This window comes from Curtobacterium sp. ABR8 (genome assembly GCF_057812125.1).
Window position 1 is genome coordinate 179,927 of record NZ_CM173818.1, and the last position, 19,518, is coordinate 199,444.

Here is a 19,518-nt window from a genome sequence, read left to right on the forward strand (position 1 = left end):
CCGCACCCGCATGACCGACGAGACCGCCACCACCGACACCGCGATCGCCGACGCCGCCGCACTGGCCGAGCAGGAGACCAGCGAGCAGCGACAGGTCCGGCTCGACAAGCGCGCGAAGCTGCTCGAGTCCGGCATCGAGGCGTACCCCGCCGAGCTCCCGATCACGACGACGATCCCGGCGGTCCGCGAGCAGTACGCGCACCTCGAGACGGGTGAGGAGACGCAGGACGTCGTCGGCATCGCCGGCCGCATCGTGTTCTCGCGCAACACCGGCAAGCTCTGCTTCGCGTCGCTGCAGTCCGGCGACGGGTCCCGCATCCAGGCGATGGTGTCCCTGGCAGAGGTCGGTGACGAGTCCCTCGCGCGCTGGAAGGAGTTCGTCGACCTCGGCGACCACGTCTTCGTGCACGGCCGCGTGATCTCCTCGCGCCGCGGTGAGCTGTCGATCATGGTCGACGAATGGGCGATCGCGGCGAAGGCGATCCTGCCGCTGCCGAACCTGCACAACGAACTCAACGAGGAGACGCGGGTCCGTCAGCGCTACCTCGACCTCATCGTCCGCGACGAGGCGCGCGCCACCGTCCGCGCCCGCGCCGCCGTGATGTCCTCGCTCCGCCAGACCTTCACGGCGCACGAGTACCTCGAGGTCGAGACGCCGATGCTGCAGACGCAGCACGGCGGCGCCTCGGCCCGACCGTTCGTGACGCACTCGAACGCGTTCGACACCGAGCTCTTCCTGCGCATCGCGCCGGAGCTCTTCCTGAAGCGTGCCGTCGTCGGCGGCATCGACCGGGTGTTCGAGATCAACCGGAACTTCCGCAACGAGGGCGCCGACTCGTCGCACTCGCCCGAGTTCGCCATGGTCGAGGCGTACCAGGCCTACGGCAACTACGAGCAGATGGCCGACCTGACCCAGGAGCTCGTGCAGAGCGCTGCCCGGGCGGTCACCGGCGGCTCGCTCGAGGTCACCCTGCCCGACGGCAGCACCTACGACCTCGGCGGCGAGTGGCCACGCATCGACATGTACGGCTCGCTGTCCGAGGCCGCCGGGCGCGAGATCACCCCCGAGACCCCGCTGTCCGAACTGCAGGAGCTCGCGGCGGCCGAGGGTGTCGAGGTCGCGCACGCCACGCACGGCAAGTACGTCGAGGAGCTCTGGGAGCACTTCGTCATCGACTCGCTCGACCGCCCGACGTTCGTGATGAACTTCCCGGTCGACACCTCGCCGCTCACCCGCGAGCACCGCACCCGTCCCGGCATCGTCGAGAAGTGGGACCTGTACGTCCGCGGCTTCGAGCTCGCGACCGCCTACTCCGAGCTCGTCGACCCCGTCGTCCAGCGGGAGCGCTTCGTCGAGCAGGCGAAGCTCGCAGCCGGCGGCGACCCCGAGGCGATGCGCGTCGACGAGGAGTTCCTGCGTGCCCTCGAGCACGCGATGCCGCCGTCCGGTGGCATGGGCATGGGTGTCGACCGCCTGCTGATGGCGATCACCGGCCTCGGCATCCGCGAGACCATCCTGTTCCCGCTGGTGAAGTAGCCCGCACACAGTTCGGCGGCGCCGGGGCGGGGTACGATGCTCCGGTGCCGCATGGAGTCGTGACCGGGATCATCTTCGCCCTGACGCCGACCATCGTCGTCGGCCTCATCTTCTGGTTCGTGATGCGCGCCATCATGCGGGCCGACCGCACCGAGCGTGCCGCGTACGCCAAGGTCGAGGCCGAGGAGCGCGCCCGCTTCGAGCGCGAGCACGGCGTCCCCGCGCCGGCACCGGCATCCGCCGAGTAGCCGCGCCGCCGTACCCCGCAGGCTGCTGACCCCACCTCGTCACCAGCCTGGACTCCTGTGCGCCCTCGATCGGTCACGCGCCGTTCACCTCGCCGTCGCGCGCTCGGGTGAGCATCGTCCGCATGGCAACCACACACCCCTTCACGGGTCGCAGCCTCGTCGGTGACATCGAGAGCGAGTACGACGAGTTCGACCGAGACGCCGACCTCGAGGCGTCCAAGCGCCGGGACGGGTGGCTCGAACCCTCCTGGTGACCCCCACCCCTTCGGTTTTCGGGGTACGACCACCGGATCGCACTGATCCGGGCGGACGTACCCCTTTTGCATGTCCAGAAGGCGCGGTACGGCGGGGTACAGATTCGGAAACGCATGAGAAACACGCCTGCAACGCCGGAAACATCACGTCAAACCCTTGATCCGCCGCAGTTCGGGGGGCCACACTGACGGCAGTGCTGTACCCCACGGGGGACGGTTTCGACCGCGAATCACGGAGAAGCCTGAGAATCATTCCGATCGGTTTGTGGGGTACACCTCCGGACCGCTTTACTCATCAACACCCCCAAGTACGACCCCCCAGCACCACCGCACGAAGCCATCACCGCCGAACGCAGGGAGCAACACCATGACGATCGCAACGGCTGCACCGAGCACCACCCGCCGCGCCACCACGAAGAAGGCAGCGGCATCCAAGACCCAGGGCGCCGAGTCCACGACCACCTCCCTCGACACCGAGGTCGAGGCCGACGAGCAGCTCGCCGGCGTCCGCGGTGCTTCGGTCGACCAGGTCGGCGACTACCTGCGCCACATCGGCCGCCTCTCGCTCCTCACCGCCGAGGAAGAAGCGCAGATCGCCCGCCGCATCGAGGTCGGTCTGTTCGCCGAGGAGAAGCTCGCGACCGAGAAGGGCCTCGCGAAGACCCTGCAGCGCGAACTGCGTTGGCTCGTCCGCGACGGTGAGCGCGCCAAGGAGCGCATGATCACCTCGAACCTCCGCCTGGTCGTGAGCATCGCGAAGCGCTACTCGCAGCGTGGCCTGCCGTTCATGGACGTCATCCAGGAGGGCAACCTCGGTCTCGTCCGCGCGGTCGAGAAGTTCGACTTCACGCAGGGCTACAAGTTCTCGACCTACGCCACCTGGTGGATCCGCCAGGCGATCTCGCGTGGTCTCGCCGACAAGGCCCGCACGATCCGCATCCCGGTGCACACCGTCGAGCTGATCAACAAGATCTCCCGCACCGAGCGCGACCTGACGGTGGACCTCGGCCGTGCGCCGATGCCCGACGAGGTCGCCGCCGAGCTGAGCATGACCGTCGAGGAGCTCGTCGACCTCAAGGGCCGCTCGCACGAGCCGGTGTCGATCCACACGGTCGTCGGTGACTCGGACGACAGCGAGCTGGGCGACTTCATCGAGGACGAGGATGCTGCGTCCCCGAACGAGCTCACCGAGACCACGCTCCTGCACCGCGACATCCGTTCGATCGTCGCCGAGCTGCCGAGCGAAGAGGCCAACGTGATCCGCATGCGCTACGGCCTCGACGACGACAAGCCGATGACGCTCGACGAGATCTCGAAGATCGTGCACACGACCCGCCAGGCCGTCAGCCGGGTGGAGTCGCGCGCCAAGCTGCGCCTGTTCGCCAAGGCGGTCTCGCAGGACATGCAGCTGTACCTGACCGACTGAGGTCAGCAGGCTTCGGCCGGCGTCCGCGTCGGCAGGGGAACCCGGGTCGTTCTGTGGGAAGGCGATCCGGTGGGGTGATGGGAAGGCCCGCTCGAGCACTGCTCGAGCGGGCCATTCGCCGTTCCGGGGGTGGGACGGTGCCGGGACCGCTACTGGTCGAGTTCGCGACCGAGCTTCTGCCGCAGGTCGCTGGGGATCAGTTCGATGAGCTGGTCGGGCCGCACCGGCAGGTCGAGCAGGCTGAGCTTCACCCGGCCGGTGCGTCCGTGCCGCTCGGCGTCGAGCCGGACGACGCTGCCGGCGTCCTTGCGGAGCCGGACGTCGATCTGCGCCCCGGTGGCGACCTCGCCGACGACGAGCCCGTCGACCTCGAGTGCAGCGCTCCTGGTGCCCTCGGCGATGTCGAACCGGTAGCGCTCGCGGGCGGCGAGCACCACGGAGCGGTCGATCCCCGCCATCGGTGCGACGGGCGTCACGACGGAGCCGGACAGTGCGGGGGAGAGCACCGGGCCGCCCGCGGCGTAGTTGTACGCGGTGGAGCCCGCCGGGGTCGCGGCGACGATGGCGTCGGCGCGGTAGTACCCGTAGCCGAGGCCGCCGACGCTGAGGTCGGCCGACACCTGGCCGGAGCCGGGGCGCCGCACGATGGTGAGGTCGTTGAAGGCCAGGTAGTCGGTGCGCGCGCCGCTCCAGGACAGGCGGGCCTCGAGCGCGTGGTGCGGCTCGAGCTGGTACTCGCCGGCGGACAGTCGGTCGAGCGCGGCTTCGAGCTCCGGCGGCTCGATCTCCACCAGGAACCCGACGTTGCCGTAGTTCACGCCGAGCACCGGCACCGGACGCTTCGCCACGAGTCGCATCGCGCCGAGCATGGTGCCGTCACCGCCGAGGGCGACGACGAGGTCGACCCGTTCGGTGAAGTCGTCGTCCTCGACTGCGGTGATGCCCCCACCGATCCGCTGTGCGTCGGCGCGGCGGGCGACGAGTTCGCCGAGCCCGGACGCGTTCCAGTGCTGCAGGGTCGTGACGGACTCCTGCACGTTCTTGGTCGGGTGGACGACGAGGCCGACGACGGGCTGATCCATGAGCGGATGGTACCGAGCCGTGCTGAACCGAGGGGTGTCCGATTGTTATTGCATGCGATATTCTGAATACATGCAGATCGCCCAGCTGTCCGTCGCCCTGCCCACCGTCTGCCAGGGCCGCGAGATCGTGCTGCTCGCCGACCTCGAGTCCCACGAGACGGGCTTCGGCTTCGTCGACGCGGAGCACCTCCTGCTCGCCGCCGTCACGCTCTGCAGCGGGATGCCCCGCTTCCGCCCGGCCCTCGACGCACACGGGGTGAGCCCCGAGGCGGTCCGCGCCGAGATCAGCGTCTTCGTCGGTGCGCGGACGTCGTGCCCCGACGAGCACGACCGGGTGGCCTGCACGCCGGCGGCGGCCCGGGTCCTCGCCCGAGCCGCCGTCCTCGCCGGCCCCGCCGAGCGCGTCCGCCCGGTGCACGTCCTGCTCGCCGTCCTCGACGGAGTCGACGACCCCTTCATGGGGTCGGCGCACGACGTCCTCGGCGCCCTGGGCGTCGAGCCGCGCCGCTTCCGGCGTGCCCTGCGTCGAGCAGCGCGTCGCGCCTGAGTTCGCTCACTGCGCACATCGCGCAGTGAGGTCACGCCCACGGCGAACAGGGGCAGCCCCCACGGGGAGCGCTGGTTACTCTCGGAGTACGTGACCGGACTCAGACGAGACCGGACCAGCTGTCGGCTCCGTCAGAAAGGGCCAAGGGAGAGCACATGTTCGAGAGATTCACCGACCGAGCCCGTCGGGTTGTCGTCCTCGCTCAAGAAGAAGCGAAGATGCTCAACCACAACTACATCGGCACCGAGCACATCCTCCTCGGCCTGATCCACGAGGGCGAGGGTGTTGCCGCCAAGGCGCTGGAGTCGCTCGGCATCTCGCTCGACGCCGTCCGCGAGCAGGTCCAGGACATCATCGGCCAGGGCCAGCAGCAGCCGACCGGGCACATCCCGTTCACGCCGCGTGCCAAGAAGGTGCTCGAGCTGTCCCTGCGCGAGGCGCTGCAGCTCGGCCACAACTACATCGGCACCGAGCACATCCTGCTCGGCTTGATCCGCGAGGGCGAGGGTGTCGCAGCCCAGGTGCTCGTGAAGCTCGGCGCGGACCTGAACCGGGTCCGCCAGCAGGTCATCCAGCTCCTGTCCGGCTACCAGGGCAAGGAAGCGGTCGCCGTCGGCGGCGAGCAGCAGCAGAACGGCCAGCAGCAGGGTTCGCAGGTCCTCGACCAGTTCGGTCGGAACCTCACCCAGGCCGCTCGTGACGGCAAGCTCGACCCGGTCATCGGGCGCGAGAAGGAGATGGAGCGGGTCATGCAGATCCTCTCCCGCCGCTCCAAGAACAACCCCGTCCTGATCGGTGAGCCCGGCGTCGGCAAGACCGCGGTCGTCGAGGGCCTCGCCCAGGCGATCGTCAAGGGCGACGTGCCCGAGACGCTCAAGGACAAGCAGCTCTACTCGCTCGACCTCGGGTCGCTCATCGCCGGGTCCCGCTACCGCGGTGACTTCGAGGAGCGCCTCAAGAAGGTCACGAAGGAGATCCGCACCCGCGGCGACATCATCGTCTTCATCGACGAGATCCACACGCTCGTCGGTGCCGGTGCTGCCGAGGGCGCGATCGACGCCGCCTCGATCCTCAAGCCCCTCCTCGCCCGCGGTGAGCTCCAGACGATCGGTGCCACCACGCTCGACGAGTACCGCAAGCACTTCGAGAAGGACGCCGCACTCGAGCGTCGCTTCCAGTCGGTGCAGGTCAACGAGCCGTCGCTGCCGCACACGATCAACATCCTCAAGGGCCTGCGCGACAAGTACGAGGCGTTCCACAAGGTGTCCATCACCGACGGTGCGATCGTCTCGGCCGCCAACCTGGCGGACCGCTACGTGCAGGACCGCTTCCTGCCGGACAAGGCCATCGACCTGATCGACGAGGCGGGCGCACGCCTGCGGCTGTCGATCCTGTCGGCGCCGCCGGAGCTCCGCGAGTTCGACGAGAAGATCTCGACGGTCCGCGGGCAGAAGGAAGCCGCCATCGAGGAGCAGGACTTCGAGAAGGCCGCCTCGCTGCGCGACGAGGAGAAGAAGCTCCTGGGTGAGCGTCTCCGCCTCGAGAAGCAGTGGCGCGCCGGTGACGTCGCCGCGTCCGGCACCGTCGACGAGGGCATCATCGCCGAGGTCCTGGCGCAGGCCACGGGCATCCCGGTGTTCAAGCTCACCGAAGAGGAGACCTCGCGTCTCGTCTTCATGGAGAAGGCGCTGCACCAGCGGGTCATCGGTCAGGAAGAGGCCATCTCGGCCCTGTCCAAGACGATCCGCCGCACCCGCGCCGGCCTCAAGGACCCGAACCGCCCCTCGGGCTCGTTCATCTTCGCCGGGCCCACGGGTGTCGGCAAGACCGAGCTCGCCAAGGCGCTCGCCGAGTTCCTGTTCGATGACGAGGGCGCACTGATCTCCCTCGACATGTCGGAGTTCGGTGAGAAGCACACCGTCTCGCGTCTGTTCGGTGCCCCTCCCGGGTTCGTCGGGTTCGAGGAGGGCGGCCAGCTCACCGAGAAGGTGCGCCGCAAGCCGTTCTCCGTGGTCCTGTTCGACGAGATCGAGAAGGCCCACCCGGACATCTTCAACTCGCTGCTGCAGGTGCTCGAGGAAGGCCGTCTCACCGACGGTCAGGGCCGCGTGGTCGACTTCAAGAACACCGTCATCATCATGACCACGAACCTCGGTTCGCAGGGCATCGCCGGTGGCCCGGTGGGCTTCCAGGTCGAGGGTGACTCGGCCGTCGGCTACGACCGCATGCGCGGCAAGGTCAACGAGGAGCTGAAGAAGCACTTCAAGCCCGAGTTCCTGAACCGTGTCGACGACACGATCGTGTTCCCGCAGCTGTCGCAGTCCGAACTGCTGCAGATCGTGGACCTGTTCGTGAAGCGCCTCGCCGACCGTCTGCTCGACCGCGACATGACGGTGGAGCTCACGCTCCCCGCCAAGGAGCAGCTCATCAAGGTCGGGTTCGACCCGTCCCTCGGAGCTCGCCCGCTGCGTCGCGCGATGCAGCACGAGGTCGAGGACCAGCTGTCCGAGCACATCCTGCAGGGTGAGCTCAACGCCGGTGACCACGTGAAGGTCGACTTCGTCGACGGTGCGTTCCACTTCGAGACCGGGCGTCAGCCGGGCCGCGAAGAGGTCCTCGCCGGCGCAGCCGCGGTCGAGACCGCAGCGGACGCGCCCCAGGGCGAGATCGAGTCCTAGGACCTGACGGTCTGCACGACGGGAGGCCCGGTGCCAGCTGGCACCGGGCCTCCCGTCCGTCATCGGGTCGGTCCAGATCCCGGATCGCCGATGCGCGCGTCCCGCGTCCACGGACCCCCGTCCGGGGGTACGGTGGAACCAGCGCGCGAGACGTTCCCCCCAACTCCTCGCGCGTCGCACTCGATCGGTTCCCCCCAACGGATCGAGTCGCTGCCGGCCCCGGTCTGTTCGCAGACCGGGGCCGTTGCACGTCCGCTAGGCGATGGCGGGCAATGACCCGACGAAGCGGCGGACCGCGTCCTCCCAGCGCTCCGGGTCCTCGTTCCACTCGAGCGTGTGCGGTGCTGTGCGGAAGGCGACGGCGGTGGCGTGCGGGCGAGCGGTGATCGCGGCCACGTCGTCCGCTGCGACCAGCGCATCGGCCTCGGAGTGGACCACGAGCGTCGGCGTCGTCGCGTCCTGCCAGGTCGTGGTCGTGACCGGTGCCGACGCTCCCGCCAGGCGGGACAGCACCGGAGTCGTCGCGATGCGCGCAGCGACGGTGCCGACGAAGGCGGGCAGGCGTGCCCCACGGACCGCTCCGCGGAGTGCCGACGCGACGTCGAGCAGCGGCGAGACGGCCACGATCCCATCGACGTCGACCCGGCCGGCCGCGACCGAGCAGACGAGAGCGCCGGCGGACCACCCCTGCAGCACCACGCGGCGGGCGCCGCGGGCACGGGCGGCGCGGACCGCGGCGACGATGCGGTCGGCTGCCCCCGGGTCGAGCGACCGGAGCGGCAGGTCCGTGGTGTCGATGACCTCGGACGTCGCGCCGAGGCCGCGCCAGACACCGACGCCGCGGAGGACCTGCCGCGGCCCGAGGGACTGGCCGTGCACGTGGACGACGTGGGTCGTGGCGGCCGCGGGCTCGGCGCCGGGGACGTCGGCCGGCCCGTCGTACCGCAGGGCGTCCCAGGCCCAGTCACCGGTCGCGACGGTGCCGGTGACGCGGCGGCGGATGGTGTCGCCGCTGGGCCCGGTCTCCGTGCTCGCGGCGACGATCGCGCCGACCTGCACGCGGGCGGCGTCGCGCTGCAGGTCGTACGTCCCCGGCAGGCGGGTGTCGCGTGTGGCGACGAGTTCGACCTCGGTCCCGGTACTGCTCCGCACGGTGGCGGTCGCCGTGTAGGGGGCGGGGAAGAGCAGTCGTCGGGCGACGAAGGTGCCCAGTCCGAGCGTCCCGACGGCGCCGACTGCCGTTCCGAGTGCGGTTCCGAGTGCGGTCGTGCGTCCGGCTGTCATGAGAGCTCCCTGAGTCGTGCGGTGGTGAGGGTCGCCGCAGCCGGGACGTCCTGCCCGGCCTCGCGTGCGCGGTCCTCGATCTCGACGGCCAGTCGGTGCAACCGACTGCGCCACTGGCGACGCTGCCAGGCGATCGTGAAGTAGAGCCCGGTGTTGCCCGAGGCCGCCTCGAGCCGCCGGAGCTCCGGCTCCAGGCTGCGGAACCGGTGCCGGGTGTCCCGCCAGTCGCGGAACTCCCGTGCCGCGTCCGGAAGCACGCCCCCGGCGGCACCGACGGCGAGCAGCACCATGGACAGCAGGAACACCGGGGCGTACACGGTGGACAGCACGCGGACCGCGCCGTCGACACCGGCGACGTGGACGGCGTCGAGCGCGATCGCGATGACGGCGAGCAGGACCAGCCCGACGGCCCCGACGACGAACAGCCAGTACATCCGGCCGAGGCCGTCGCCGCTCCGGAACCCGCGCAGGACGGCGGCGGCGGAGCGGGCGATGACGACCGCGATGTACGTCATCTCGACCGCGGAGTACAGCGCGGTCGGCAGCTGGTCGCCGTAGACGGTCATGAACTGCGCCGTCGGGGTCGGAGCATCGACCATCGTGAAGAGCACGACGAGCGTGAGGAGCACGACCACGCAGACGACGATCCGGCTCACGCGCAGGAGCTTCGCGGAACGCGCGGCGGCCTCCACCGACTGGGCCAGGGCGAACATGCCGCACACCATCAGACACCGGCCGACCAGGTCGGCGATGTTGGGCACGTGCGTGATGCCGGCGAGGTACGTGGTGACGTCGGGCTGGTTGATCGTCAGGCCGACGGCGACGAAGCCGCAGCAGGCCATGAGCCAGGTGACGCTCGCCGACTGGGTCCGCACCAGCAGCAGCCGGACGACGAGCACCGTCAGGATGACCCACACCGGGATCGATCCCCAGACGTGCAGCGTCACCGGAAGATCCCGGGCTCGCGGTCGTCCGGGTCGAGCAGCCCGATCCGGAGCGCGAGCTCGTCGGCGACGAGTTCGACCGCCTGCTCGTGCGGAGTGTCCAGCGACCGCGTGAACGCGGTCCGTCCGGTGAGCAGCCCGGTGTAGGCCTGGTGGTCGCAGCCGGGGTCCGCCAGGAACACGTGGGCGAGTTCGTGGAGCACGCACGCCACGCGGGAACGCTCGGACAGGTCCGGACGGGTCTCGAGGAGCGCGTGGTCGGCGCGCTGGATGAACCGTGCGGAGAGGTCACCGGGCAGGTCGGCCGTCCGCAGCCGGATCGGCTTGCCGAGGGTCGACTCGGCGCGGGCGAGGAGGGCGGGCAGCGTCAGTCGCCGGGGGAGCCCGAGTCGCCGCACGCTCCGCCGGGCGACGGCTTGCCGACGCCGCGCGCCGAACCGCTCCCGCACGCCGGTCACGGCGCGGACCCCGACTCGTCGAGCCGCCGGAGGTGCTCGGTGAAGTCCCGGATCTCGTCGGCGGAGGCGAACTCGCCGAGGCGTCGGGTCGCGAAGGCGACGACCTCGCGCTTGCGGAGCTCGAGGACGAGTTCGAGCTGCGCCTGCACCCGCTCGGGCACGTCGGTGTTGCCCGCCGCATCGGTCAGGTACTCCGCCGGGACACCGAAGTACCCGGCGAGTGCTGCGAGCAGGCGCTGGTCGCGGACGGCCGGGCCGTTGCCCCCGAGCATGTAGCCCCACCGCGGCCGGCTCATCGACGCACCCTGTGCCTCGATCTCGGCTGCGATCTCCTTGTAGGACGGTCGCTGCCCGGCATTCGCCTCGACGACGTCCATCAGCAACTGCAGCTTCCGGGAGAGTTCTCGCCGGTGTGCATCGTCGTCGTTGTACTCGATCATGTCTCCCCGCCCTGTACATCTGTCTCAGACATGATAAAACTGGACCAGCGCGACGGCCAGTGTGACCACTCTGCCAGGCTCGCGCCGGACCGGCAGGTCGGCATGTCGTGGGGGGATGCCGAACGAAACCGGTGCACGGACGAAACGGGAGGCCCGGTGCCAGCTGGCACCGGGCCTCCCGTCTGTCCGCCTGCGGACGTCTCAGGCCGTGATCACGCCTGCACGTCGCCGCGCCAGCCCGTGTCGGTCGGAGCGGACTCGACGCGCTCCTTGTAGTTCTGCAGGTCCTTCTTGATGGCGTGGCCACCGACGCCGACCGCTGCGCCGAGCTTCTCGAGGAAGCCGGACGGCTCCCAGTCGATCTGCGCGGTGACGCGCGTCTCGTTGTCGGACAGCTTGTGGAAGGTGACGACACCGGCGTGGTCGGTCTCGCCGTCCTTGACGGTCCAGGCCACCCGCTCGTCGGGGTGCTGCTCGGTGATGACGGCACGGAACTCGCGCTCCTGGCCGGCGACCTTCACGGTCCAGTCGGTGGTCTTGTCGTCGACCTGGACGATCTTCTCGACCTCGTCGAGGAAGTGCGGGAACTCCTCGAAGCGGGTCCACTGACCGTACGCTGCGGAGACGGGGACGTTGACGTCGACGGTTTCGATGATCTGAGGCATGCTGTGGACGGTAGGCGGCTCAGCCTGTGCACCGTCCAGCAGGGTGTCCCCCGGGAAGGTCTGCTGCCGTTCGTCCGGGCGCGGAGTTCGGTTGCGCTCCGGCGCGGTCTAGGGTTGTCGAGATGACAGAGCACGGGAAGCACGCGTTCGACGTCCGTGACGAGCACGGGATCCTCGTGCGACCAGCGCTCGCCTCCGACGTCCCGCACATCCAGCGGCTCATCGCCCCCTACGTCGACCGGCGCATCCTGCTCGGCAAGGAGAACGTCGCGCTCTACGGCTCGATCCAGCAGTTCCGGATCGCCGAAGGGCCCGACGGGGTACCGATCGGCTGCGGCGCCCTCGCCGTCTTCTGGGACGACATCGCCGAGGTCCGCACGCTCGCCCTCGACGCCGACTGGATCCACAAGCGCGTCGGACACCGGATGCTCGAGGCGCTCGAGCACGACGCCCGGGAACTCGGCGTCGCACGGATCTTCTGCCTGACGTTCGAGGTCGACTTCTTCGCGAAGCACGGGTACCTCGAGATCGGTGAGCAGGTCGTCGAACCCGCGGTCTACGCCGAGCTGGTGCGGTCGTCGGACGAAGGGGTCGCGGAGTTCCTCGACCTCGCCCGGGTCAAGCCGAACACCCTCGGCAACACCCGCATGCTGAAGATCCTCTGACGCTTTCGCGCGGCACCCGGCGGGGGTCCCGCACCCGGCATCCGGGGTTGTCTACCCTGTGCGCATGTCGTCGTTGCGTCACCCCGTCGGGCCCGAGAAGCCGGTCGTGTACTGGCGCCGTCGTGCAGCCGTGCTCGGCGCGCTCGTGATCATCGTCGTGGTGGTCGTGCTCATCGTCGTCGGGCGGGGGAGCGCGTCGACCCCGACGGCAGCGCCCACGTCCTCGCCGTCCGCCTCGGCCGGTGGTGCGTCGTCCGCTGCCCCGTCCCGCTCGGCGTCAGCATCTACGGCGGCGTCTGGTTCCGGTGCTGCCGACGGGTCGACGTGCAGCAAGGACCAGGTCGTCCTGACACCCGTGCTCGACAAGGAGGCCTACGGGCCCACCGAGGACCCGAAGATCGCGATGTCGATCAAGAACTCCGGCACGAACTCGTGCCACCTCGACCTCGGCTCAGCGCAGCAGGTACTGACGATCAGCTCGGGCGAGGAGCAGTACTGGTCGTCGAAGGACTGCCAGACCGGCGGCACGAACCAGGACGTCACGATCAAGGCCGGGCAGACCCTGACCACGCCCGCGATCGCGTGGGACCGGACCCGGTCGTCCACCACCACGTGCGATGCGTCCCGTCCGGCGGTCTCGGCCGACGGGGCGAGCTACCACCTGCAGGTCGCGGTCGGGAACCTGAAGTCGAAGACCTCGGTGCAGTTCATCCTGCAGTAGCCCGGTCGTCGCGTGGGCTGGTAGCCTCGACCCAAGTGGATTGGGAATGCCCGATCGGCGTCGAACCCCCGGAAACCCCGGGGGTTCTCGCTTTCACGGGTACACCTTCAGACCCCAGCCCTTCACCGAACCAGACGGCGACTTCGGCATGCGCTCGAGGATCCGGTCCCACGCGCGGTTTGGCTGCTCGGGCTTGAGGAGATGTGTGCCGATCGGACGAGCGACGAGATCGGCGATCTGGAGCCCGGCACTGTTCGTCTGCTTGCTCGCGATCTTGAAACGGAAGGTCTCGGCCATCCCACGCATCTTCGTGGTGGGCGGACGAACTCGTGCTTCCGGATGGCGGATGCAACCACCCCGAAGCGCTCATCGAACACGGCGTCGACTCTTGCCATGAAGTCGCTGCGGACCGAGGCGTTCAGGAGGATGTCGAACGGCGGAGCTGACTGACGCATCTCCCGCTCGTGGAGGACGACCATGTCGTGGTTGAAGAAATCGAACTTGAGGCGTTGGACGAGCGGAACGATCCGGTCGACGCAGACGTCGACGGGGAAGATGCAGAACGCGAGCACGAACATCGGGTAGTCCGGTTGATGCGCGTGAGACTGCGATCTCCGCTTTCGTCGACGTAGACGACGTATCCACTGCGCACCGGTCCAACACATCAGTGGACAGCAAACGGCCCCGCCGTCCAGAGGACGACGGGGCCGTTCGAAGCTGATGTGATCAGCCGAGGACGGTGATGTTCTCCGCCTGCGGGCCCTTGCGGCCCTCGGTGATGTCGAACTCCACCTTCTGGTTCTCCTCCAGCGACTTGTAGCCGTTGCCGGCGATCGCGGAGAAGTGCGCGAAGACGTCAGCGCTTCCGTCGTCCGGGGCGATGAAGCCGAAGCCCTTTTCGTTGTTGAACCACTTGACGGTACCGGTAGATGCCATGATGGCGTTTCCTTAGCTTTCTTGCGTTCCGCCATGGTGCGATCGCACCTGCGGAGCCCCGACGTACGTCGACGGGGGTGATGCGCCACGCGGGCAGGTGCCGGCGGGACGGGTTCGGGGTCAGGCCTGATGGCCAGTGACCCTGGTAGTCCGAGTTGAGGGGCAAACCACCTCGCCCGAACGTTGAGCGCCGCCGAAGCGGTTCCATCAGGCTAGCGTGCTCAGGGCCGACTGGCTACCCGTGGGTCACGGAACGACGAAAATCTGGTGGAATTGATCAGATGGCAGACAAGGAACAGCGCTTCCGGAGCGAAGAGCTCGAGGAAGCCCTCGCGAAGCAGGACGTCGCTGCGGTGGCGTTCGCGCTGCGCAACGACATCGTGATCGTCCCCCGGCTCGTGACCGGCAAGAAGGACATGCAGGTGCGGGTGTTCGGGCGCGAAGGCTCCGAGAAGCGCATCCTGCTGCTGTTCTCGTCGGCGGACGCCTACACGGCGATGGTGCCGGACGAGAAGATCCGGCAGGTCATGGTCTACGACGGGCCGCGGCTCGAAGAGTTTCTGAGCGCCCACCTCGACATGCTCGAGGGCGTGTTCTTCGACATTGCCGGGCCGAACACCATGCAGGCGACGCCCGAGGACCTGTTGGCCGCATTGCGCGCTTAGGACTGGCTGTCGGGCTGTCCGCGGTGAGCCGTCGGTTCAGAACGCGCGGTCGAGCTCGCGCTCGCGGGCGGACTGCGTCATGGAGAACGCCACGCGGAGTGCTTCGCGCAGATGCCCGGAGTCGGCGCCGAGCACGGTCGTGAAGCCGAGTCGGCTCGCCTCGTTCACGCGCTGCTTGGTCCCCGTGGCCGGACGGATTTCGCCCGCCAGGCTGATCTCGCCCACGGCGGCGAGCGTGTGCGGGTACGGACGGTCCCGCGCCGCGCTCGCCAGTGCCAAGGCGATCGCAAGGTCGGCGCCTGGCTCGGTCAGCTTCATGCCGCCCACCGTGGAGACGTAGACGTCGGCATCGGAGAGCTTGAGACCGGCTCGGCGTTCGAGCACCGCGAGCAGCATCGCCACGCGTGACGCATCGACGCCGTTCACGACCCGGCGGGGCTGCGGAGCCGAGCTCGGGACGATGAGCGCCTGGACCTCGACCGGGAGCGCCCGGCGCCCCTCGAGCGCGACGGTCACGCACGTGCCGGAGACCGGGGTCGCGTTCTTCGACATGAAGAGGCCGCTCGGGTCCGGGACCTCGTGGATGCCGTCCCCGCCCATGTCGAAGCACCCGACCTCGTCCGTGGGACCGAACCGGTTCTTCAACGCCCGGACGAACCGGAGCGCGGTCTGCCGGTCGCCCTCGAAGTGGCAGACGACGTCGACCAGGTGCTCGAGGAGACGCGGCCCGGCGATGGTGCCGTCCTTCGTGACGTGGCCGACGATCAGGACCGGGAGGGCGCGGTCCTTCGCGATCCGGATCAGGGTCGAGGCGACCTCGCGCACCTGCGACGTCCCACCTGCGATGCCGTCGATCGAGCTCGACGAGATGGTCTGCACGGAGTCGGCGACGAGCAGGTCCGGCTTGACCTGGTCGATCTGGCCGATGATGACGCCGAGGTCGACCTCGCTCGCCAGGTAGAGGTCGTCGTGCATCGCCCCGGTGCGCTCGGCCCGGAGCCGGACCTGGTCGACGGACTCTTCCGCACTGACGTAGAGAACACGCTTGCCGGAAGCGGCTGCCCGCGAAGCGACCTCGAGCAGGAGCGTGGACTTGCCGACGCCCGGCTCGCCGGACAGCAGGACCGCGGCCCCGGGCACCACCCCGCCGCCGAGCACCCGGTCGAACTCGCCGATGCCGGTCTGCCACCGCTGCACCGTCGTGCCGCGGGCTTCGGTGATGGGGCGGGCCGCGCGGGCCCCGGTGACGGCGACGGCCGCCGTGCCCCGGGTGCTCGCCGAGACCGCCGAGGAGTCCTCGACCGTGCCCCAGGTCTGGCACTCGCCGCACCGGCCGACCCACTTGACACTGGACCAGCCGCACTCGGTGCATCGGTAGAGGGACTGCGGGCGCGCCATGTCGTCGAGGCTAAGCCGTGCCGCTGACATCACCGGAGCGATGCACCGGCTCGTCGGGCAGGGCGATCGAACCCGTCATCCGGTTGCGGATCCGTTCGACGGGACTCGGTCGGTTGGCGTGGTCGAGTGCATCGGCGCCGTCGGTGTCCTGCTCGGCCCGGGCGTTCGCGACGGCGCCGGCCTCGCGCCCGAGGTTCTCCGCCTCGCGCGCGGACAGGTAGTGCCGGATCGCGGCAACCGTGTCGACTCGAGCGTCGACCGCGGGCTCGAATGCGCTCGCCCAGACCTCGTACCCCCGGTCGTTCGGGTGGAACAGGTCGCCGTAGCTGTTGAAGAACGTGCGGCGGACCCCGACCCGCTTCGTGATCGTGTGCAGCGGCGCCACGGTCAGCCCGAACTCGGCGGCCACCCGGTGCACGATCTCGTTCGCCACCGCCACCTTGCGCTCACGGTCCGGCACGAACATGCACGGCAGCTCGGCGACCACGGCGTGCGACGGCACCGCGCCGTAGATCGCCCGGATGTTCCGCTCGAACTTGTCCGGGTCAAAGTCGGCGATGTCGTTCGCCCCGATCGACACCGTGCAGATGTCGGGCGTGTACTGCCGGAGCTTCGGCAACTGGTCGCGCTTGGCACCCCACGTCGTCGAACCCGAGACGCTGAGGTTCACGACCCGCACCGACTCATGCGAGCGGTGCCGGATCCGACGCGCCAGCAGACCCACGTACCCGCGCGACGGGACCGTCGCACCGACGCCCTGCGCCGCCGAGTCGCCGATCGCCACGTAGAGCAGCTGCCCCTCGTGCTGCTGTCGCTCGTGCCACCAGTCGGCATGGATCGGCAGCATGTCGACCACCCGTTGCGCAGCCGCCCGTTGGCCCTTGACGCCGGCCCGGGCCCCGACGGCAGCAGCGCCGAGGACGCCGGCCCCACCGAGGACGGACGTCAGGAGTGCGATGAGCGTGCGGGTCTTCATGCCGTGGACGGTACGCCCGCAGGCCGAGTCGACGACGTGGGCGGTCTGTGGGTGTGGGAAGAGCCGTGGGGGTGACCGCCTGTGGAGGGCGGGCCGACGTCGGGTGGCGTGACGGGCCTCCCGGATCGTGTAAGATCTTTCCCGGTACCGTGTCCGAGCGGCCGAAGGATCATGTCTCGAAAACATGTGTGGGGGCAACTCCACCGTGGGTTCAAATCCCACCGGTACCGCCACGGGGCCATTTGCAGACCAACCCCGTTTTGGTTTGCAGGGCAGCCTGAACACGAAGAACCCTCGGAAATATCCGGGGGTTCTTCGTCGTTCGGGCGGCGGTTCGCGCCTGATCATGACCACTCGGGCGTGCTTTGAGCCGTGAGCTGGTGGCGGGGGGAGGTCGGTGCTCTTGGACGGCGTGCTCGGGCTGCAAGGTGGCAGGCCGAGAGCTGGGTTGCCCGATTTTGGGCGTGGTTGTGACCGGCCCCGCGGATCGGGTCAGGTCGTTGATCACTCTTCGGTGTCGCTCCAGGGAGGAGGCGTGCCCATCCGTTTCAACGGCGGTGGATGCGACCCGTAGCGGGACAGTCCGAGGCGGTCGCGTCTGCGTGGGAGTTTTGGCTTGCGGGGGTTCTCGGTCCCCGGCGGTGGCTTGAGTCGTCTCGTGCCGGTTTTTGCGCGCCACTGTTCAAGAGCGTGCAGCCACTTCAGCATGCGGTTCATGTTCGCGATGGCGGCGACGATGCCGATGAAGAGCTGCTGGGCAGCGATGCCGCGGATGAGCCGTCGGCTGGGGTCGTCGATGTGGTGGTGCTTCTTCAGGTAGTTGTTGAAGCTTTCGTCGCTCTGCCGATCGACGTGGTAGGTGCTTTGCCAGACGGGCGTGCCGTACTGGTAGAGCTGACGCTGTCGGATGTCGACGTCGGCCCCGATGGTGATCGATGTCTGCGAGCAGATTTTGTAAACGGGGAAGTCAAGGTCCTGCTTGAAGACCTGAGCTCGATGCTTGCCGACGACTGCCTTCGGGTGGAGCCCGTTGTTGTAGCGGCGGGGGCACCTAGCGGTCGCGGAACGCCCGAAGGCAGGACACCTGTACTTGACGGAGCCGTCCGCTAAGCGTTCTTGAATGGGGAGTTCGAGGAGGTGTCGTTCCTTGAGCACCTCTTGGTACTGCTCGTAGCTGATCTCGCCGTTGTCGTACATGGTGGTTGCGTCGATGAGGCGAAGTGCCATCGCGGGGCAGTGAGGCCGGCCTTCTACGAACAGCGCACCGGACCGGAGGGCGATCTCCTGGTCGTTGCGGATAGCGATAGCTTCTGCGTGTCCGTTGCTGATCCCGTCCCGGTGCCTAGCCTTCCGCGTTTCCGGCGTTCGGAGGGAAGCTATGCCCTTCTGTTGGTCTCGGTAGTCCATCACCAGCGGGATGCCGGCCGCCGCCATCGGTCGATGGAACTTGTCCGGATCGAGGTAGTTGTAGCCGCGGTCGACGGTTAGTCGCTCGATGCTTTGATCGCGAGTTTGCACAATCCCGGTGAGGGTGACTGCGTGCTCACCGACGCGCTTGTTTGGGGTGTCGACGAGTAGCGCGCGGGCGGTCTGCGGCTGTTGGAGCCAACGAGGTGCGGATGGATCTTCTGCCACGTCGACGAGGACGTCGACGATAAACGAGAGTTCCGTTTCGGGGCGATCAGAGGCGGTTGAGTCAGGGTCGCGGCGGTGGTCGCCGCGTGTCTTCGGGTACGGGTCCGCGTCCATCTCGAGGACTGGGCGGGCGATCTCCTCTCCGGTGTATCGATTCCACTGCGGCTGCTCTACACCTTTTGCGCGCCACCACCGTCGCCGTTGACTGGTGGCGCGGATCGCCGTCTGGTCGAGCGCGAGAGCTAGGTGGTCCCGACGGCTGAATTGGGGCGTCTGGCTGAACGTCATCTCCAGGAACTTGTTGATGAACCACACCGCTCGTTTGCGTGTCGCAGCGACCCAGTCGGCATGCTCCCGTTGCCACGCTTCGATGGCAAGGCGTTCATCAAGCATCTTGAGTTGTCGTGGACGGATCGGTTCCTTCAGGAGTTCAAGCTTGCGCGGCGCGACCCATCCGTCGAAGGGCGCGATGAGGCGGTGGAACGCGCGGTAGCTGAGGAAGTACCAGTCGTGTTCGCCGCGCAAAGGATTGTCCGCTGCGCTGATGAGGAGTTCGATGACGGCGTTGCCGTGAGCCGGATCGCCGGGGTCGTCCGGCCACTCTTCGGGAAAGAGGTGGTCGATTCCAAGGATGCGTCGTCCGGCGCGGTCGAGCCGATACTCCAGAAGCCTTGCTACCTCGGTGATGAGGAGTGGTCGGCCCTCGGCAGCGAGGATGAAGAGCGCGACCAGGATGACGAGATCCGAGAGGTACGGTTTCATGTCACCACCGGCGCTCCGGGTGATGCGGCGTTCGCCACGCCAGTGTTCGAGGGGTTCCAACACGCCCATGCTGAGCACCCGCTGCACCCATGTCGCCACCATCCATGCGGGGATCTGGGAGAGGTGGGTGTTGGCTGCCTCGATCTCGCGAGCGGTGAAGCCGCCGTGTTTCTTCGGATCGTGGCGAACACGCATGT

The 19,518-nt window shown here is 68.6% G+C and carries 20 protein-coding genes and 1 tRNA gene; 10 read left to right on the top strand and 11 right to left on the bottom strand.

Going from position 1 to position 19,518, the window contains the following annotated elements:
• Positions 1–10 precede the first annotated feature (10 nt).
• The 4 genes from lysS to ACXKZB_RS00910 all read left to right on the top strand — a co-directional run bounded on the left by lysS (position 11) and on the right by ACXKZB_RS00910 (position 3,465).
• The gene (lysS, locus tag ACXKZB_RS00895) at positions 11–1,537 is read left to right on the top strand and encodes a lysine--tRNA ligase (protein ID WP_123311025.1); all 1,527 of its coding nucleotides are present in this window, start codon (positions 11–13) and stop codon (positions 1,535–1,537) included.
• A gap of 44 nt (positions 1,538–1,581) precedes the next feature.
• The gene (locus tag ACXKZB_RS00900) at positions 1,582–1,785 is read left to right on the top strand and encodes a hypothetical protein (RefSeq protein WP_111086942.1); all 204 of its coding nucleotides are present in this window, start codon (positions 1,582–1,584) and stop codon (positions 1,783–1,785) included.
• Between the two features lie 122 nt (positions 1,786–1,907).
• Positions 1,908–2,039, top strand: a complete 132-nt coding sequence (locus ACXKZB_RS00905; RefSeq protein WP_258373406.1) for a hypothetical protein — start codon at positions 1,908–1,910, stop codon at positions 2,037–2,039.
• A gap of 367 nt (positions 2,040–2,406) precedes the next feature.
• Positions 2,407–3,465 (top strand): sigma-70 family RNA polymerase sigma factor, encoded by a 1,059-nt coding sequence (locus tag ACXKZB_RS00910; RefSeq protein WP_123311023.1) that lies wholly within the window; start codon positions 2,407–2,409, stop codon positions 3,463–3,465.
• A 149-nt stretch (positions 3,466–3,614) separates the two neighbouring features.
• Here ACXKZB_RS00910 and ACXKZB_RS00915 read toward each other — a convergent pair whose 3' ends face one another.
• Entirely contained in the window at positions 3,615–4,547 is a 933-nt protein-coding gene (locus tag ACXKZB_RS00915) for an NAD(+)/NADH kinase (RefSeq protein WP_488824317.1), read from the bottom strand.
• 70 nt (positions 4,548–4,617) lie between these two features.
• Between ACXKZB_RS00915 and ACXKZB_RS00920 the strand changes: the two genes are divergently transcribed.
• Positions 4,618–5,094, top strand: coding sequence for a Clp protease N-terminal domain-containing protein (locus tag ACXKZB_RS00920; RefSeq protein ID WP_488824318.1), 477 nt, complete (start codon positions 4,618–4,620; stop codon positions 5,092–5,094).
• 155 nt (positions 5,095–5,249) lie between these two features.
• Positions 5,250–7,772, top strand: a complete 2,523-nt coding sequence (locus tag ACXKZB_RS00925; protein ID WP_123311017.1) for an ATP-dependent Clp protease ATP-binding subunit — start codon at positions 5,250–5,252, stop codon at positions 7,770–7,772.
• 255 nt (positions 7,773–8,027) lie between these two features.
• On the opposite strand, the gene ACXKZB_RS00930 is transcribed toward ACXKZB_RS00925, so the two are convergent.
• The 5 genes from ACXKZB_RS00930 to ACXKZB_RS00950 all read right to left on the bottom strand — a co-directional run bounded on the left by ACXKZB_RS00930 (position 8,028) and on the right by ACXKZB_RS00950 (position 11,563).
• On the bottom strand, positions 8,028–9,056 hold the full coding sequence (locus ACXKZB_RS00930; RefSeq protein WP_488824319.1) for a DUF8805 domain-containing protein: 1,029 nt from the start codon (positions 9,054–9,056) through the stop codon (positions 8,028–8,030).
• Positions 9,053–10,003, bottom strand: coding sequence for a hypothetical protein (locus ACXKZB_RS00935; RefSeq protein ID WP_488824320.1), 951 nt, complete (start codon positions 10,001–10,003; stop codon positions 9,053–9,055). Before ACXKZB_RS00935 ends, ACXKZB_RS00930 begins: the two co-directional genes overlap by 4 nt.
• The gene (locus tag ACXKZB_RS00940; RefSeq protein ID WP_123311011.1) at positions 10,000–10,458 is read right to left on the bottom strand and encodes an SGNH/GDSL hydrolase family protein; all 459 of its coding nucleotides are present in this window, start codon (positions 10,456–10,458) and stop codon (positions 10,000–10,002) included. The genes ACXKZB_RS00935 and ACXKZB_RS00940 overlap by 4 nt, the downstream gene beginning before the upstream one ends.
• Complete coding sequence (locus ACXKZB_RS00945) at positions 10,455–10,898, bottom strand: hypothetical protein (protein WP_123311009.1); 444 nt, start codon at positions 10,896–10,898, stop codon at positions 10,455–10,457. Before ACXKZB_RS00945 ends, ACXKZB_RS00940 begins: the two co-directional genes overlap by 4 nt.
• Before the next feature lie 212 nt (positions 10,899–11,110).
• A complete protein-coding gene (locus tag ACXKZB_RS00950) occupies positions 11,111–11,563 on the bottom strand; it encodes an SRPBCC family protein (RefSeq protein ID WP_123311007.1) in 453 nt (150 codons plus the stop codon).
• Positions 11,564–11,685: 122 nt separating this feature from the next.
• Here ACXKZB_RS00950 and ACXKZB_RS00955 point away from each other — a divergent pair, with 122 nt between their 5' ends.
• Together ACXKZB_RS00955 and ACXKZB_RS00960 are read left to right on the top strand one after the other, a co-directional pair.
• A complete protein-coding gene (locus ACXKZB_RS00955) occupies positions 11,686–12,228 on the top strand; it encodes an amino-acid N-acetyltransferase (protein ID WP_181437672.1) in 543 nt (180 codons plus the stop codon).
• A 64-nt stretch (positions 12,229–12,292) separates the two neighbouring features.
• Complete coding sequence (locus ACXKZB_RS00960) at positions 12,293–12,949, top strand: hypothetical protein (protein WP_488824321.1); 657 nt, start codon at positions 12,293–12,295, stop codon at positions 12,947–12,949.
• 93 nt (positions 12,950–13,042) lie between these two features.
• On the opposite strand, the gene ACXKZB_RS00965 is transcribed toward ACXKZB_RS00960, so the two are convergent.
• Positions 13,043–13,246 carry a DUF3800 domain-containing protein gene (locus ACXKZB_RS00965; RefSeq protein ID WP_488824322.1) on the bottom strand — a complete coding sequence of 68 codons (204 nt, stop codon included), beginning with the start codon at positions 13,244–13,246 and terminating at the stop codon, positions 13,043–13,045.
• 429 nt (positions 13,247–13,675) lie between these two features.
• Positions 13,676–13,885, bottom strand: a complete 210-nt coding sequence (cspE, locus tag ACXKZB_RS00970) for a transcription antiterminator/RNA stability regulator CspE (RefSeq protein WP_017887662.1) — start codon at positions 13,883–13,885, stop codon at positions 13,676–13,678.
• A gap of 281 nt (positions 13,886–14,166) precedes the next feature.
• Here cspE and ACXKZB_RS00975 point away from each other — a divergent pair, with 281 nt between their 5' ends.
• Positions 14,167–14,550, top strand: coding sequence for an SseB family protein (locus ACXKZB_RS00975; protein ID WP_488824323.1), 384 nt, complete (start codon positions 14,167–14,169; stop codon positions 14,548–14,550).
• Positions 14,551–14,586: 36 nt separating this feature from the next.
• Here the strand turns inward: ACXKZB_RS00975 and radA are convergent, their stop codons facing one another.
• Together radA and ACXKZB_RS00985 are read right to left on the bottom strand one after the other, a co-directional pair.
• A complete protein-coding gene (gene radA, locus ACXKZB_RS00980) occupies positions 14,587–15,948 on the bottom strand; it encodes a DNA repair protein RadA (RefSeq protein ID WP_488824324.1) in 1,362 nt (453 codons plus the stop codon).
• Positions 15,949–15,958: 10 nt separating this feature from the next.
• Positions 15,959–16,924, bottom strand: coding sequence for an SGNH/GDSL hydrolase family protein (locus tag ACXKZB_RS00985; protein ID WP_488824325.1), 966 nt, complete (start codon positions 16,922–16,924; stop codon positions 15,959–15,961).
• A gap of 143 nt (positions 16,925–17,067) precedes the next feature.
• On the opposite strand from ACXKZB_RS00985, the gene ACXKZB_RS00990 reads away from it, so the two are divergent.
• Positions 17,068–17,157: transfer RNA gene (locus ACXKZB_RS00990), tRNA-Ser, on the top strand.
• A 271-nt stretch (positions 17,158–17,428) separates the two neighbouring features.
• On the opposite strand, the gene ACXKZB_RS00995 is transcribed toward ACXKZB_RS00990, so the two are convergent.
• A complete protein-coding gene (locus ACXKZB_RS00995; protein WP_488824326.1) occupies positions 17,429–19,516 on the bottom strand; it encodes a hypothetical protein in 2,088 nt (695 codons plus the stop codon).
• Between the last annotated feature and the right edge of the window lie 2 nt (positions 19,517–19,518).